The organism is Vibrio sp. T11.5, from assembly GCF_027587155.1.
Lineage (GTDB): Bacteria > Pseudomonadota > Gammaproteobacteria > Enterobacterales > Vibrionaceae > Vibrio > Vibrio neptunius.
The window spans coordinates 115,757-130,567 of record NZ_JAPPTP010000004.1 but is presented as its reverse complement, the minus strand read 5'-3'; the positions used below and the strand labels follow the sequence as shown (position 1 = coordinate 130,567).

The window sequence follows — 14,811 nt, the reverse complement described above, 5'->3', positions numbered from 1 at the left end:
CATGGGAATAAAACCAAGCATAGTATGACAGTCCAGATAATCTTTGTCGTTCGCTTCATGAGTCATTGGGGTCGATAAGTTTGATTGCCATAATATATTAAACAGTGTTCAATTAAACCCCTAAAACGAAAAAAGCTCCCGACTTGGGAGCTTTTCTTACCAATAAGAAATAGTTTATTTGTTACGACGCGCTTCTACCGCATCGGCTAACTGACGAAGAACCTTTTCAGTGTCTTCCCAACCAATACACGCATCAGTGATAGACTGACCATAAGTTGGCGCTTGACCATCAACAAGATCTTGACGGCCTTCAACAAGATGCGACTCAATCATTACACCAAAAATAGCCTCTTCACCTGCAGAAATTTGACCAGCTACATCTTCCGAAACCAACATCTGGCGCTGGTACTGCTTCGAGCTGTTCGCATGGCTAAAGTCGATCATCACCTTCTGAGGCAGACCTGATGCTTCAAGTTCAGATTTAATCGCACCCACATGTTCAGCGCTGTAGTTAGGCTCTTTACCACCACGTAGGATGATGTGACAGTCTGGGTTACCAGCAGTTTCAACGATTGCTGAGTGACCGTACTTAGTGACTGATAAGAAGTGGTGAGAAGCACTCGCACTGCGAATTGCATCCGATGCAATTTTGATGTTGCCATCCGTACCATTTTTAAAACCAACTGGGCAAGAAATACCTGAAGCCAGCTCACGGTGTACCTGAGATTCAGTCGTACGTGCGCCAATAGCACCCCAACTGATTAAGTCTGCAACGTACTGGGGAGTGATCATATCAAGGAATTCACTCGCCGTTGGTAAGCCAAGATCAGTGAGATCCAGCAGCAACTTACGACCCATGCGCAGGCCATCATTGATCTTAAACGTGTCGTTCAAGTACGGGTCATTTATCAAACCTTTCCAGCCCACTGTTGTACGTGGCTTCTCAAAGTAAACTCGCATCACGACTTCTAGACGGTCGCCCAGCTCATCACGCAGTACTTTCAATCGCTTACCGTATTCAATTGCCGCTTCCGGATCGTGAATAGAACAAGGACCAACGATAACCAGAAGTCGGTCATCATCGCCATTTAAAATTTTAGAGATTGCTTCACGAGAGCGAAAAGTCGTTGAAGACGCAGTTTCAGTCGCCGGAAACTTCTCTAAAACAGCTACTGGCGGTAATAATTCTTTTACTTTGCTAATTCGTACATCATCAGTCTGGAACATTGCTACGTCTTCCTATTTATCTTGGCTTGAACACCGCACCAAAAATCAGTGGTGCATAAATGCTCTGTTTTGTTTTTCGTCTTCCCTGTAACTTATCTATCAAAAACGATGCTTGCAACCACTTTTTTTAACAAAAGGCAATATTTCTTCTATTTTTACATTTTACACTTGATGTAAACTTTAAATTACATACGATTTAAAGTGAGCAATATCAGGCTTTCAAGCTCTATTTGAAGCACGTGAGATGCAATATCCCTTTGATATTGTTAAGGTGTTAATATAAATAAACGCAAATAAAGAATCGGCATGAACGCCATCGATTTTACACACATCAACAAGTGGTACGGCCATTTTCAAGCACTAAAGAATATTAGTCTCTCAGTGAAAAAAGGAGAAAAGTTGGTCGTTTGTGGTCCTTCAGGGTCAGGTAAGTCAACCTTAATTAGAACTATCAATGGATTGGAAACTATCTCAACAGGCCATATTCAGATATTCGGCCAGCCTATATCCGCTGTATCGCCGGGGAAAGTCGGTATGGTTTTTCAGCATTTTAATCTTTTTCCCCATTTAACCGTATTAGATAACCTGACATTGGCGCCAATGCGCACATTAAAGCAATCGAAACAGCAAGCCATCGATACTGCCATGCATTTTCTTAAGCGTGTCAATATCTCGGAACAAGCACACAAGTACCCAGTACAACTGTCTGGAGGACAGAAGCAACGTGTCGCCATTGCGCGCTCTTTGTGCATGAAGCCCGAAATTTTGTTGTTTGACGAGCCGACCTCTGCTTTGGATCCAGAGACCATTCAAGAGGTTTTGCAAGTCATGACTGACCTAGCCTCTGATGGCATAACAATGGTGTGTGTGACGCATGAAATGGGCTTTGCTCGGAAAGTTGCCGATCGAGTGATATTTATGGATCAAGGAGAAATACTAGAAATGGCCCCCCCAAAGCAGTTGTTCAGTGCGCCTCAACATCCAAGAACACAACAATTTCTGGATCAGATTCTGAGTCACCAATGATCAGCCGAATTTTTAAGCCCGTACTATCCGCCTTCACTCAAATAATACTACTAGGCTTGGGGCTATGGTGGCTACTGGATTCTGGCGCGAAAGCAATAGATTACCAATGGCAATGGCACCGAGTGCCGGACTATCTAGCCTTCTACGAAGACGGGGAATGGTGGCCAGCGGAACTGCTCGAAGGCTTGTGGATCACCATCAAAATATCAACGTGGAGCCTTTTGCTTACTCTGCTGATTGGTATGTTGACGGCCTTACTCAAGCTTTCACAATCGATTGTCGGTCGAGCCATTGCAAATACTTATATTGAACTGATTCGCAATACGCCGCTTTTGGTTCAAATTTATCTGTTGTACTTCATCTTTGGGCCAGTGATAGGCCTAGATAGATTTGCGACTGCAATTTTGGCGCTATCGCTTTTCCAAGGTGCCTACACCGCTGAGATTTTGCGTGGAGGCCTGAACAGCATCTCTAAAGGTCAGTTTGAGGCGGCTAAATCCCTAGGGCTCAGTCCTTTCTCTACCTATTATGACGTTATCTTCCCACAGTTACTACAAAGAACGTTGCCGCCTTTGACCAATGAGGTGGTTTCTCTGGTTAAGAACTCGTCAATTGTCAGTGTAATGGCCATATTCGACCTAACAACAGAAGGAAGGAATATTGTTTCGGAGACCGCGATGCCATTTGAGATTTGGTTTAGCGTCGCAGCGATATATCTTTTGCTCACACTCTCTCTATCGACAATCTCCGCTTGGCTAGAACACAAACTTGGCGCCCAATGGCGTACCCACCAATAAGGAAATCAAATGAAACACTTAGGACAAAAGGTTCGCTCGTTAAGGGCATTCAAACAAACCATCACAGCACTAATTGGGTTAGCTATTACACTCCCTACACTCGCCAGTGACACTCCAAATTTAGATAAGATTAACGAACGCGGTACGTTACGCGTCGGAATGTCGACCTTTGTTCCATGGGCAATGCGCGACAAGCAAGGGGATTTAATCGGCTTCGAGATCGATGTAGCTGAGCGACTTGCCGCAGATTCTGGCTGGAAAGTAGAATTTGTACCTACTGCTTGGGATGGCATCATTCCAGCGCTGCTGGCGAAAAAATTTGACGTCATTATCGGCGGAATGAGCGTGACTCCCGAGCGCTCCAAGAGCGTTTTATTTACCGCCCCTTATTCACACTCCGGCGTTCAGGTAGCAGCCAATAAAGAACTGGCTTCAGGCTTTTCTGAAATGAGCGATTTCAACTCTCGACGCGTTAAAATCGCTGCACGTCGCGGGGCATTCACAGTTCAAGTCGCTCGCGAAGCTTTTCCAAAAGCTAAGATTCTTCAGTTCGATGATGATGCGCAAGCATTTCAGGAAGTCCTCAATGGTAACGCTCATGCTGTAATTGCTTCTAGCCCTAAACCTGAGCATGAAGCCGTGAAAAATGCCGACAAGTTGTTTATCCCGTTTAATGAGCGCCTGTCTAAAGGCAACGAGGCGTTCGCTGTTCGTCTTGGTGAAAGCGACAAACAGGCCTTCTTCGACCAGTGGATACAAGCTAGAACCGACGACGGCTGGCTTGAGCAGCGTTATGAATACTGGTTTGCGACACTGGACTGGCAACAACAAGTAGCAACGGGTCAATAACTACATTGTGAGATCCCGAATGATTGATGAAAAATAAAGATTAGCAGGACGTTAGGTGAATAAATCGAATTTGATGACAGCCAGTGAGCCCAATAAACACCGCTGGAACTTTAATAAACTTGATATAGTTTTATTGTTTGTTTTAGCTGTGTTTGGTTTGTGGCTTTACCAACGCGCTTCTATCGGAGTGAATTACACTTGGCGATGGAGCGAAGCATTCACGTTAATCTTTACTTCACGCTCTGATGGGTCGTTGCCCTATTTCATTCAGGGTGTGATCTCGACATTACGGCTCAGTCTTTGGGGAATGCTCTTGGCACTAACCTTGGGGACACTCATTGGTGTGGCTAGGCATTGTTCCATTTCCGTATTTCGCTCACTGGCCAATGTGTATATCCAGTTAATCCGAAATATTCCTCCGCTGGTCTTTGTGTTTATATTCTACTTTTTTATCTCAAATCAACTCATTCCAGCTATTGGGTTGGAAGGGATTCTACGAGAGTATTCAGGAGAGTCGAACGCGTTGCAATCGATGTTGTTCGGACCGAAGCCACTATGGGAGAACCTACTGTCTGGCGTACTTTGTGTCGGGATCCTTTCCTCTGCCTATGTTGCTGAAATAGTGCGTTCAGGTTTGGCTGGCATAGCAAAAGGACAATGGGAAGCCGCGGATGCGTTGGGGCTTTCGACTTGGGCTAAGTATCGCTTGGTGATCGCCCCTCAAGTACTAGCTGCAATTACTCCTGCACTTGCCGGGCAAGCCATTTCACTGGTCAAAGATACCTCGATTGTTTCTCTGATTTCTATTCAGGAAATGACTTTCGTTGGCACAGAGATGGCAAACTCCTCCGGCCTTATTTTTGAGATTTGGTTGATAGTAGGCGCTACTTACCTAATGTTTTGTCTGACGCTCTCCGCTTTGTTTAAAAAGCTTGAGCGTCATTCATTAAAACATAAAGCAAATAGCTAAACAGACTCTTCCCTCAGATCAAATAGTGTTCAGCCAATAACGCTGAAAACAGTAACATCAAATGCCAGATAGAGAACTTAAATGTTTTGATGGCTTGCTTCTCGTCAGTACCAAATTTCAGCTGCCAAGCATGATAGACAAACAATGTAGACAGTATCGTCACACACACTAGATAGAAAACTCCCGCCATCCCGACCAATACAGGGAAAAGGCACACAATAAGTAACAATACGGTGTAAAGCAGTATGGATGTTTTTGTGTATTCCTCACCGTGTGTAACAGGTAGCATTGGTATATCGGCTTTGGCATAATCCTCTTTGCGATGAATCGCTAACGCCCAAAAATGCGGGGGCGTCCATATAAAGATAATCATCACAAGCAGCCAAGCATTGGCATGCATTTCTCCTGTCACAGCCGTCCAACCAAGTAAAGGCGGCATCGCACCAGCAATCCCTGCGATGACGATGTTTTGTGGGGTAGCACGCTTTAAGTACATGGTGTAGATCACCGCATAGCCCAGCAAACTGGCAAAAGTCAGCCAAGCCGTCAACGCATTCACCCAACCATACAAGATCACAAATCCGGCGAGTCCAATTCCAGTTGCGAACGCAAACACGTTGCGCACATTGAGTTCACCTGACGGCAGAGGTCGCTTGTACGTTCGGGCCATAATCGCATCAATTCGTCTGTCAATCAGGTGGTTAAACGCTGCGGCAGAGCCTGCCATCAAGGCGATCCCCAGCATACCAAGAATCGACTGTTGCACAGGCAGTGATCCTGGCACCGCCAAGCACATACCGACCAAAGCCGTAAGCAGCATTAAAGCAACGACCTTCGGCTTAGTCAGAGTGAGGTAGGTTCGCCATAATGATCGGTCTTGTTCAGAGATGTGACTGATAGAATTACTCATCGCGAACTCTCCTTACGTAATAATCCAGTGGAATGGGCATTAGCAGTGACTTTCTGTCGCAGCAGGTAATTGACATGGAGGACTGAAAGCAGCAACAAAGCAGCGACTAGATTATGCGCAACCGCCACCACAAGCGGTAAGCTAAGTAAGACATTAGCAATACCTAAACTGATTTGTACAATCAGCAGCACACCCACTTTGAAAGCAGCACTTGTTAGCTTAGGATGTCTGGCACATAGCAAAGCGCAAAGTAAACTAATCGACAATAGAGCCACCAGCACAGCACCGAACCTGTGCGTCACATGAATGGTCATCCTAGCGCCATAATCTAACGTGCCAAACTCGTAGGTTTCTTGTTTGGGTTGTATCAATTGAAAAGCGCGGTCAAAATCCAGATGCCCAATCCAGTTCCCTTCACAAACCGGTAGACTTGTACACATTAGGGCAGCGTAATTGGACGATGTCCAGCCGCCTAAAGCTATTTGAATCACAACAAAACACAAAGTGACAGGCGCAAGAATCTTTAACCAACCCGATACATGAGGCACTGCTTCAAGGGGAGACTTGTGGTCAAGTAGACGCCAATAAAGGAGCGCGAGTAAACAAAACAGCGTAAACCCACCAAGAAGGTGCCCCATCACCACCAGAGGCATCAGCTTCATGGTTACCGTCCACATGCCCAAGAGCGCCTGAAAAACCACCACTAAAGAGATCACAAGCGGTAAGCCATAGGGCAACGATTTCTCTTTAATCACTCGAAATGAAATAGCAAACACCAATAAACCCAGTGTGCCCGCAAAATAACGGTGGATCATTTCCAGCCAAGCTTTATTCGCTTCAATAGTGAGCTCTGGATACAAGGACTTTGCCAGTGCGATTTCTTGTTGATTGTTAGGTACAGTCAACTGACCATAACATCCCGGCCAGTCCGGACATCCCAGTCCAGCGTCAGCCAGTCGGGTATAGGCACCAAGCATGATGACGATAAACGTCAATACGAGACTTAGGCGAACTAAATTGGTCAATCCCATAACCAAACTCCTTCCCTGCAGTTACCCTACTCTTGATAACTTAAGTAGCTTCCTTAAGTCCGCCAGTACATCTTTGCTTTGGCGGACCAGATCGTCTTGTGATTCCACTTTGGGATACCGCATCACTAATTGGCCCAATGGGTCGACAATAACGTACTCAAAGTCAGACACAACCTGATGGAAGGCTTGATTCACTTTGATAGCTTCAAACCCACCCTTTTCCAGTACCGATATATCGCTGAGCTCAGAGACAAGCAGCACAGGCGCGACACGGCTCTGATATTTACCCAACGCCAAATGGCTTTGACCCAGCAAGTACACCTGCTTTTGGCAGAATTCATCACATTGCTGCGGAATCAAGTACCCCAATTGCCATTGCTCGCTTGCATAAGGGTTGCGGATTCCAAGCCCATCATAACTTTGCTTTGGTTCAATCAATTGACCTTTGTTTGTTACGCCAGACTCATACCAATGATTGGCGAGAAATGTCTTGGCAATAACTGCGGGCAAAGCAAACATTAGTACCAAGGCAATCAGAATGATTCTGCCTCTTGTAACTGGATCAGCCATCCTGACCTCCTTGTTTTAACGCTCTGATAAAAACCCAACCACTCAGCAGTACTAGGGCCACAGCCATGCTAAACCACTGAAAGGCATATCCTGTGTGTTTAGCAGAACCCAGTGGGACAGGTTTCCAAGGTTGCTCATAGGGCCAATCTGACGTGCGGGGCTGTAAAATGTATGGCTCTATCGGGTGCTGCCAATATTGTTCAAGGTCAGCAAGATTGAGATTTTGAATTCGGTGTGGCACACCCGGCTCAATATACAATTCATCACTCAGCGGATTCGCAGAACGCTGGTAGACTCGCGCTTCTGATTTTAGTGGGCTGTTAAGCCAATCAACGCTAGGCAAGCTGTCTCTTTGGCCATGTGAAGCAATAAACCCGCGTTCAACCAAAACAGCGCTATCAGCCCCAAACTCCATAAGCTGATAAGCCAAGTATCCAACTTCACCTTGATAGGTCTGATTATCGAGCAACAGGTATTTTCCTTCGATGGGTCTTAGTTCAACGGTAACCCGCATACCGGTAAGATAGCGAGTATCGGTAACGTTTAGCTGAGTAATATCGATGGCAGAGGCCTGCTCTCTTGCATCGAGAAACCGCTCCATCTGCTGCTTTTCTTCTGCTCTCGATAGTTGCCACAAGCCTAAGTTGACCAAAATAGAAAAGGCAACCACAGTTAATAACAGACCACCCCAAAACGAGTACGACTTCATCTGAGCTGATAAGGAAGACTTTATGGTATTCATCTTCAAGTCGCTATTGGTAGTGTTACTACTGTTTATCATCGTAAACCTCGCAAGAGCGATGCTCGAAATGGTGAAAGGACCTCAGCCCGAAAGTGATGAGGAACCTCGCCAAGATAAGCCCATGAGTTACTACCTTGGCCGACGCGTGTTCCTCTCTGCACTCGCCGTTGTGTTATTGATCGCCGCCCTTCTTACAGGTCTTATTGAACCTAATGCGCGCCCTTACTAAGGGCGAACACACCTACAGTACATAAACAAAGACAAACAGACATAGCCAAACCACATCGACAAAATGCCAGTACCAGCTGCCTGCCTGAAACGCGAAGTGATCCTTAGGTGTAAAATGATCTTTTGCCACACGGGCGAGCAGTATGATTAGGAACGTTGTCCCTAAGAAAACGTGCATGCCATGAAAACCCGTCAACAAGAAGAACGTGTTGCCATATATTCCTGATTGCAGAGTAAGATTCAGGTCCTGGTAAGCATGAGCATACTCAACACCCTGGTAATAAAGGAAAAAGCCCGCCAGAACAATCGTAATTTCTAGCCATACAATCAGCGCCATGCGTTTGTTCTGCTCAAGACTCGTATGGGCCATATGCAAAGTGATAGAGGAAGTCAGAAGAATCAGGGTGTTTATCAGCGGAATTCCCTGCCATCCCATCGCTGTCGTTGTGACACCATCGGGGGTGGTCGTCAGTGGCCAAAGTGCTTCAAACGCAGGCCACAGAACCTCATGAGTCATCGCATTATTGCTCGCTCCGCCCAACCAAGGTACTGAGATCATGCGCGCATAAAACAGTGCCCCAAAAAAGGCACCAAAGAACATCACTTCAGAGAAGATGAACCAACTCATTCCTTGCCTGAAGGAGCGAGAAATTTGCTCAGAATACTTACCTGTCATCGACTCGGTGATCACGTTGCTAAACCAACCTGCAAACATGTAGAGTAGGAACAGGAATCCAACTAGAAGAATCAGCTTACCGAAGACACTGCCTTCGCCGCCTTCGGCCATGTTTTGCACAGTGACCCCTGCACCAACCGCGATAAGAAACAGCGCAACCGCTCCGACAATTGGCCAGCTACTTTGAGCCGGAACATAATATGATTGATGTTTTGAACTCATGGCTTAGCTCCTTGCTGTGTGAGATCGCCACTCGGCTCCATTCGTGCTACTTCAACGGGTTGAGGAACCTTATCCGTAATGTCGTAGAGGGTATACGACAGCGTTAACGTATGAATCGACTCTGGGATGTCTGGCTCAATGTAGAAGATCAAAGGCATCTCGGCTTTCGCCAGACTTTTCAGTGGTTGGTGATTAAAGCAGAAACATTCAATTTTATTGAAATATGATGCCCCCATACCCGGTGATACCGAAGGGACGGCTTGACCTATCGTTGCCTTGGATGACTGGTTTTTTGCTATGTAGGCCGTCTGAATCACTTCTCCAGGATGCACATCCATTGACTGTTGCTTAGGTTCGAACAACCAAGGCATACCCTGATTTCTGTGGGCCATAAACTCAACTCGAATAAGACGTGATGTGTCAGGAACCATACCCTGTGGCTGTAGCGCAGACTCAGTATTTGTTTTTCCGTTGATTCCTAAAGCTTCGCACATCACGTCATATAACGGGACAAGAGCAAAACCAAAGCCAAACATCGCCACCACTGCTGCCAGCAGCTTTAAGGTTAACTTGTTATTGGATTGCTGTTGTCCATCCATAGCGCTTCCCTCAATCCACTTTCGGTGGGGTAGAGAATGTATGATGCGGTGCTGGGCTTGGTACTGTCCACTCCAATCCTTCAGCCCGATCCCACGGTTTCGCCTCAGCTTTTTCTCCTCCACGGATACACTTAATCACTAACCAGAGGAAAATTAGCTGAGACAAACCAAAGGCAAAGCCACCAATCGACACTATCTGATTGATGTCGGCAAACTGAATTGCATAGTCAGGAATGCGTCGTGGCATCCCAGCTAAGCCAAGGAAATGCATCGGGAAGAATAAGACGTTGACCGAAATTACTGAGCACCAGAAATGCCACAAGCTCAACTTGTGGTCATACATATTCCCCGTCCATTTCGGTAACCAATAATAAGCAGCTGCCATAATCGAGAATACCGCCCCTGAGACCAACACATAATGGAAGTGCGCGACCACAAAATACGTATCGTGATACTGGAAGTCTGCAGGAACAATCGCCAGCATAAGCCCGGAGAACCCACCGATGGTAAACAGAATAATGAAAGCAATGGCAAACAACATTGGTGTCTCGAATGTCATCGCGCCCCGCCACATCGTAGCCACCCAGTTGAACACTTTGACCCCAGTGGGCACCGCAATGAGCATGGTGCAATACATAAAGAAGAGTTCAGCGAAAACGGGCATCCCTGTTGTAAACATGTGGTGTGCCCAAACCAAGAATGACAACAGCGCGATACTACAAGTTGCGTACACCATCGAGTGGTAACCAAACAATTTTTTACCACTGAACGCAGGAATGATGGCCGACACGATACCGAAAGATGGCAAGATCATGATGTACACTTCGGGATGACCGAAGAACCAGAAGATATGCTGGAACATCACAGGATCGCCACCACCCGCGGCATCAAAGAATGATGTGCCGAAGTACTTATCGGTGAGGACCATCGTCACCGCCCCTGCTAGCACCGGCATGACGGCAATCAACAAGAAAGCAGTAATCAACCAAGTCCAGACAAACATCGGCATTTTGAACCAAGTCATCCCTGGCGCTCTCATGTTGACGATGGTGACGATCACGTTGATTGCCCCCATGATCGAGCTGATCCCCATGATATGAACAGAGAACACAAATAGAGCCGTACTGTCAGGTCCATAAGTTGTAGAAAGAGGCGCGTAGAAAGTCCAGCCAAAATCAGGGCCCCCACCTTCCGTAAACAACGAAGCAATCAGGATTAGAAATGCAAAAGGCAATATCCAAAAACTGAGGTTGTTCATTCGTGGTAACGCCATATCTGGCGCGCCAATCATCATCGGAATCATCCAGTTTGCTAAACCAGTAAAGGCTGGCATAACCGCGCCAAACACCATGATCAAACCATGTACGGTCGTCATCTGATTAAAGAATTGGGGCTCGATAAGTTGTAAACCGGGTTGGAACAACTCGGCACGAATAATCATCGCCATCGCTCCACCGGTCAGAAACATAATGAAACTGAACCAAAGGTAAAGCGTCCCGATATCTTTGTGGTTGGTGGAATAAATCCAGCGGGCTATGCCAGAAGGTGCTTCGTGATGATCATGATCATCATGATCGTCAATAGCAATCGCACTGTTTGCTCTTCCTAACTCGGCGTCAGCCGCTGGTGCTGATTTGATTGATTCAGAATTCATTGACTCAGGTTTGGACGTTTTCATTGTCCCTCCTTGGATGCCTTAAATGCATTCACATCGGATGCCTGCACCAACTCACCCGTACTGTTTCCTAAACCATTACGTTGATAAGTCACCACAGCCGCAATCTCTTTGTCCGAGAGCTGGTTGGCAAAAGCCTGCATAGCGGTGCCGGATCGACCGTTAACCACGATATCGATATGCTTGTCAACATCGCCCGTCGCGATCTTACTGCCTGTAATCGCAGGGAATGCCCCCGGAATACCCGCGCCACTAACCTGATGGCAGACGGCACATCGGTCGACATACACTTTTTCACCTATCGTCATCAATTCTTCTTGTGATAAGGATGCAGTGAGAGAAGCTGCGGCCTCTTGCTTTGCTTGCTCAATTTCAGCTTTTTTCGCTAGTAACCAAGCGTCGTATTTCTCTTCTTCCATGGCATGAACGACGACTGGCATGAAGCCATGAGCTCGACCACATAGCTCTGCACACTGACCGCGATATACACCCGGTTCATCAATGCGGGTCCAAGCTTCGTTGATAAACCCTGGGATAGTGTCTTTCTTAACTGCAAAGTCAGGTACCCACCAAGAGTGAATTACATCATCGGAAGTCAGGAGGAATCGTACTTTTCGATTGATTGGCAACACCAGAGGGTTATCAACTTCAAGAAGATAATGTGCGCCTTTGTCTTCTATACCGTCAATCGCTTTTTGACTAGTTGCTAACAAGCTGAAATACTCGACATCTTCTCCGAAATAACTGTAGTGCCACTTCCACTGGGAACCGGTGATCTTTATCGTCAGGTCAGATTGAGAAGTATCCTCCATTGCAACCAGCGTGCGGGTTGCCGGGATGGCCATGAGAATAAGAATGATGATGGGGATGACGGTCCAGATCACTTCCACTTTGGTGCTCTCATGAAAGTTGGCGGCCACTACTCCTTTTGACTTTCTGTGGTAGTACATGGAATAGAACATTGCTCCGAACACCACAACAGCAATCGCGCAACAGATATAGAATATGAGCATGTGTAAGTCATAAACTTCATTACTGATACCTGTCACGCCTTTGGTCATGTTCAAGGCGTTTTCTTCAGCATTAACTGAAGCAACAAAGCCAACAAACAACAAATTGCTCAGTTGCCACAGTGAAACCTTTATTCTTTTCAAAAGACCTCTCCTCTGCCTGAGGCATCATCTCTGATGATTTAACCAAGGCGCCCTTTAGCAAGAACGACGCAAAAAAGTCCTAATAGCCCAAAGGGTGCGGAAAATTCCTTGTAAACAGCAAATTCGATGTAATTTGTTATAGTTATGTTAATAAAAACTAGTTGGCGTTTACTAATAGTGCAAGAAAGTGCTAATGGAAATGTAGGTAATTTAACCAATATAAATTGAAGATTGATCACAATATTTGGTTTAGCGATTGCGCTCTCTCAAATGATAATCAATATCACTTAATATCCATCCATTAATCCCCAGATGTCATACACTTGGAATAACGTTAGTCAAAGGTAGAAATAAGTTATGATGGAACAAGTTACTCGTTGGTTGGAAAAAGATCCGGACCCACGTACTCGTGAAGAGCTTCAACACTTAATTGATGAAGAACAATATCAAGAACTAACAGATCGATTTAGTCAAAGGCTAGAGTTTGGAACAGCTGGTTTGCGCGGCAAAGTCGGCTGTGGTCCAAACCGAATGAATCGACTTGTTATACAAGAAACTGCTACAGGCCTAGGTCAATATCTGATTGAGCAGGTACAAAACGCAAAACATCGTGGTGTGGTGATTGGTTATGATGGCCGCCCAGATTCCAAGCAGTTCGCTCATGATACCACCTCTGTATTGACCGCTTTAGGTATCAAGGTGTACCTGACACACGATGTCGCAGCGACACCTATTGCTGCATTTGGTGTTCGTCATTTTAATGCCGCCGCTGCTGTTGTCGTCACGGCCAGCCACAACCCACCAGAGTACAACGGCTTTAAAGTGTATTGGGAAAATGGCGCTCAAATCATCCCTCCTCATGACTCTGGTATTGCGGGAGAAATCGACGAAGCCGCTACAAAACCCATCCCTCTGATGAATCTTGATGATGCAGAAAAGCATGATCTTCTCGTGTGGCTAAAAGAAGACTACTACGAGACTTATCGCCAAACGATGAATGGCAACCCACTGCTGGCTAATCATCAACAACCAGAAGCGGTTGGCGTAGCCTATACCGCAATGCATGGTGTGGGGGCTAACATGGCAGAAACACTGCTGAAAGATGCAGGCTTCACCAAAATCCACAGCGTTGCCGAGCAACGTGAGCCCGACGGTTCTTTTCCGACAGTGAACTTCCCTAACCCTGAGGAAGCAGGAGCCATGGACATGGTGATCGCGTTGGCAAAAGCGAATAACGCCGACATCGCTTGTGCCAATGACCCAGACGCAGACCGTTTTGCGGTCGCTGCTCGTCGACCTGATGGCGAATACCAGATGCTAACGGGTGATCAGGTGGGTTGTCTATTTGGCCACTACCTGCTTAGCCATACTGATGCAACTAAACAGTTGATTGGTAATACTATCGTGTCTTCGACATTGCTTGAGAAAATTGCACTTTCTCATGGCGCTGAGTACTACCAAACCCTGACAGGTTTCAAATGGCTGACTAATATCGCTATGCAAAAACAAACCGCAGAGAAACAGTTCCTGTTCGCTTATGAAGAAGCACTGGGCTACACAGTGGGCAATAAAGTGTGGGATAAGGATGGCTTGTCTGCTCTGGTCGCTTTCTCTCAGCTAACCGCCGAACTTAAGCGTCAGGGTAAAACGGTGTGGGATCAATTGGAAAACATTTATCGCCAGCACGGTATGTACATCAATGCTCAACATAGCACTGCGCTCGATCCAAAAGCCCCACCTGTTGGAGACAAACTACGAGCCGCGCAGCCAAGTCAAATCGCAGGCCGTAAAGTCGAAGTGATTGAAGATTTGAAACTTTCAACACGAACCTTTGCTGATGGCAACGCTGAATCTATTGACTTACCAGCTAGTGACGTTCTGATCTATCACCTTTCTGGCGGGGCACGTGTCATCGTACGTCCATCAGGTACAGAACCTAAGCTGAAGTGCTACTACGAAGTCGTCGAAGCATTTGCTGCAGCAGATAGCTTTTCCATAGCGGAAGAAAAAGCGGAGCTTGCGCTGGATATGCTCATCAGTGAACACCAAACAAGTTTGGATCACTAAAGAGAAACCATCGAAAACACTGGTTTACAAAGCGGCTCGAATAGCCGCTTTTTCAGTATCTTAATTCT

The 14,811-nt window shown here is 46.3% G+C and carries 15 protein-coding genes; 6 read left to right on the top strand and 9 right to left on the bottom strand.

Features of this window, described 5'->3' with window-relative positions:
* Nucleotides 1-174 precede the first annotated feature (174 nt).
* Nucleotides 175-1,227, bottom strand: a complete 1,053-nt coding sequence (gene aroG / locus OH455_RS06445; RefSeq protein ID WP_045975947.1) for a 3-deoxy-7-phosphoheptulonate synthase AroG — start codon at nt 1,225-1,227, stop codon at nt 175-177.
* A gap of 306 nt (nt 1,228-1,533) precedes the next feature.
* On the opposite strand from aroG, the gene OH455_RS06440 reads away from it, so the two are divergent.
* The 4 genes from OH455_RS06440 (at nt 1,534) to OH455_RS06425 (ending at nt 4,869) form a co-directional block, all read left to right on the top strand.
* On the top strand, nt 1,534-2,253 hold the full coding sequence (locus tag OH455_RS06440) for an amino acid ABC transporter ATP-binding protein (RefSeq protein ID WP_269980779.1): 720 nt from the start codon (nt 1,534-1,536) through the stop codon (nt 2,251-2,253).
* Nucleotides 2,250-3,050 carry an amino acid ABC transporter permease gene (locus OH455_RS06435; protein WP_269980778.1) on the top strand — a complete coding sequence of 267 codons (801 nt, stop codon included), beginning with the start codon at nt 2,250-2,252 and terminating at the stop codon, nt 3,048-3,050. The genes OH455_RS06440 and OH455_RS06435 overlap by 4 nt, the downstream gene beginning before the upstream one ends.
* A 9-nt stretch (nt 3,051-3,059) precedes the next feature.
* A complete protein-coding gene (locus OH455_RS06430; protein ID WP_269980777.1) occupies nt 3,060-3,899 on the top strand; it encodes a transporter substrate-binding domain-containing protein in 840 nt (279 codons plus the stop codon).
* A gap of 73 nt (nt 3,900-3,972) precedes the next feature.
* A complete protein-coding gene (locus OH455_RS06425; RefSeq protein ID WP_269980880.1) occupies nt 3,973-4,869 on the top strand; it encodes an amino acid ABC transporter permease in 897 nt (298 codons plus the stop codon).
* A gap of 13 nt (nt 4,870-4,882) precedes the next feature.
* Here OH455_RS06425 and cyoE read toward each other — a convergent pair whose 3' ends face one another.
* Genes cyoE through OH455_RS06405 form a run of 4 tightly spaced genes read right to left on the bottom strand, consistent with a single transcriptional unit; the run spans nt 4,883 to nt 8,122 of the window.
* Complete coding sequence (gene cyoE / locus OH455_RS06420) at nt 4,883-5,779, bottom strand: heme o synthase (RefSeq protein ID WP_045975942.1); 897 nt, start codon at nt 5,777-5,779, stop codon at nt 4,883-4,885.
* Nucleotides 5,776-6,810 (bottom strand): COX15/CtaA family protein, encoded by a 1,035-nt coding sequence (locus tag OH455_RS06415; RefSeq protein ID WP_269980776.1) that lies wholly within the window; start codon nt 6,808-6,810, stop codon nt 5,776-5,778. The genes cyoE and OH455_RS06415 overlap by 4 nt, the downstream gene beginning before the upstream one ends.
* A gap of 21 nt (nt 6,811-6,831) precedes the next feature.
* Nucleotides 6,832-7,380 (bottom strand): hypothetical protein, encoded by a 549-nt coding sequence (locus tag OH455_RS06410; RefSeq protein WP_206371843.1) that lies wholly within the window; start codon nt 7,378-7,380, stop codon nt 6,832-6,834.
* Complete coding sequence (locus OH455_RS06405; RefSeq protein ID WP_269980775.1) at nt 7,373-8,122, bottom strand: SURF1 family protein; 750 nt, start codon at nt 8,120-8,122, stop codon at nt 7,373-7,375. Before OH455_RS06405 ends, OH455_RS06410 begins: the two co-directional genes overlap by 8 nt.
* Between OH455_RS06405 and OH455_RS06400 the strand changes: the two genes are divergently transcribed.
* On the top strand, nt 8,112-8,351 hold the full coding sequence (locus OH455_RS06400; RefSeq protein ID WP_045975938.1) for a DUF2909 domain-containing protein: 240 nt from the start codon (nt 8,112-8,114) through the stop codon (nt 8,349-8,351). The genes OH455_RS06405 and OH455_RS06400 overlap by 11 nt on opposite strands.
* A 12-nt stretch (nt 8,352-8,363) precedes the next feature.
* Here OH455_RS06400 and OH455_RS06395 read toward each other — a convergent pair whose 3' ends face one another.
* Genes OH455_RS06395 through coxB form a run of 4 tightly spaced genes read right to left on the bottom strand, consistent with a single transcriptional unit; the run spans nt 8,364 to nt 12,655 of the window.
* On the bottom strand, nt 8,364-9,248 hold the full coding sequence (locus OH455_RS06395) for a cytochrome c oxidase subunit 3 (protein ID WP_269980774.1): 885 nt from the start codon (nt 9,246-9,248) through the stop codon (nt 8,364-8,366).
* The gene (locus OH455_RS06390) at nt 9,245-9,847 is read right to left on the bottom strand and encodes a cytochrome c oxidase assembly protein (protein ID WP_269980773.1); all 603 of its coding nucleotides are present in this window, start codon (nt 9,845-9,847) and stop codon (nt 9,245-9,247) included. Before OH455_RS06390 ends, OH455_RS06395 begins: the two co-directional genes overlap by 4 nt.
* A 10-nt stretch (nt 9,848-9,857) precedes the next feature.
* Nucleotides 9,858-11,525, bottom strand: a complete 1,668-nt coding sequence (ctaD, locus tag OH455_RS06385; RefSeq protein WP_269980772.1) for a cytochrome c oxidase subunit I — start codon at nt 11,523-11,525, stop codon at nt 9,858-9,860.
* On the bottom strand, nt 11,522-12,655 hold the full coding sequence (gene coxB / locus OH455_RS06380) for a cytochrome c oxidase subunit II (protein ID WP_443088588.1): 1,134 nt from the start codon (nt 12,653-12,655) through the stop codon (nt 11,522-11,524). The genes ctaD and coxB overlap by 4 nt, the downstream gene beginning before the upstream one ends.
* A 378-nt stretch (nt 12,656-13,033) precedes the next feature.
* On the opposite strand from coxB, the gene OH455_RS06375 reads away from it, so the two are divergent.
* Nucleotides 13,034-14,743 (top strand): phospho-sugar mutase, encoded by a 1,710-nt coding sequence (locus OH455_RS06375; protein WP_269980770.1) that lies wholly within the window; start codon nt 13,034-13,036, stop codon nt 14,741-14,743.
* Nucleotides 14,744-14,811 lie beyond the last annotated feature (68 nt).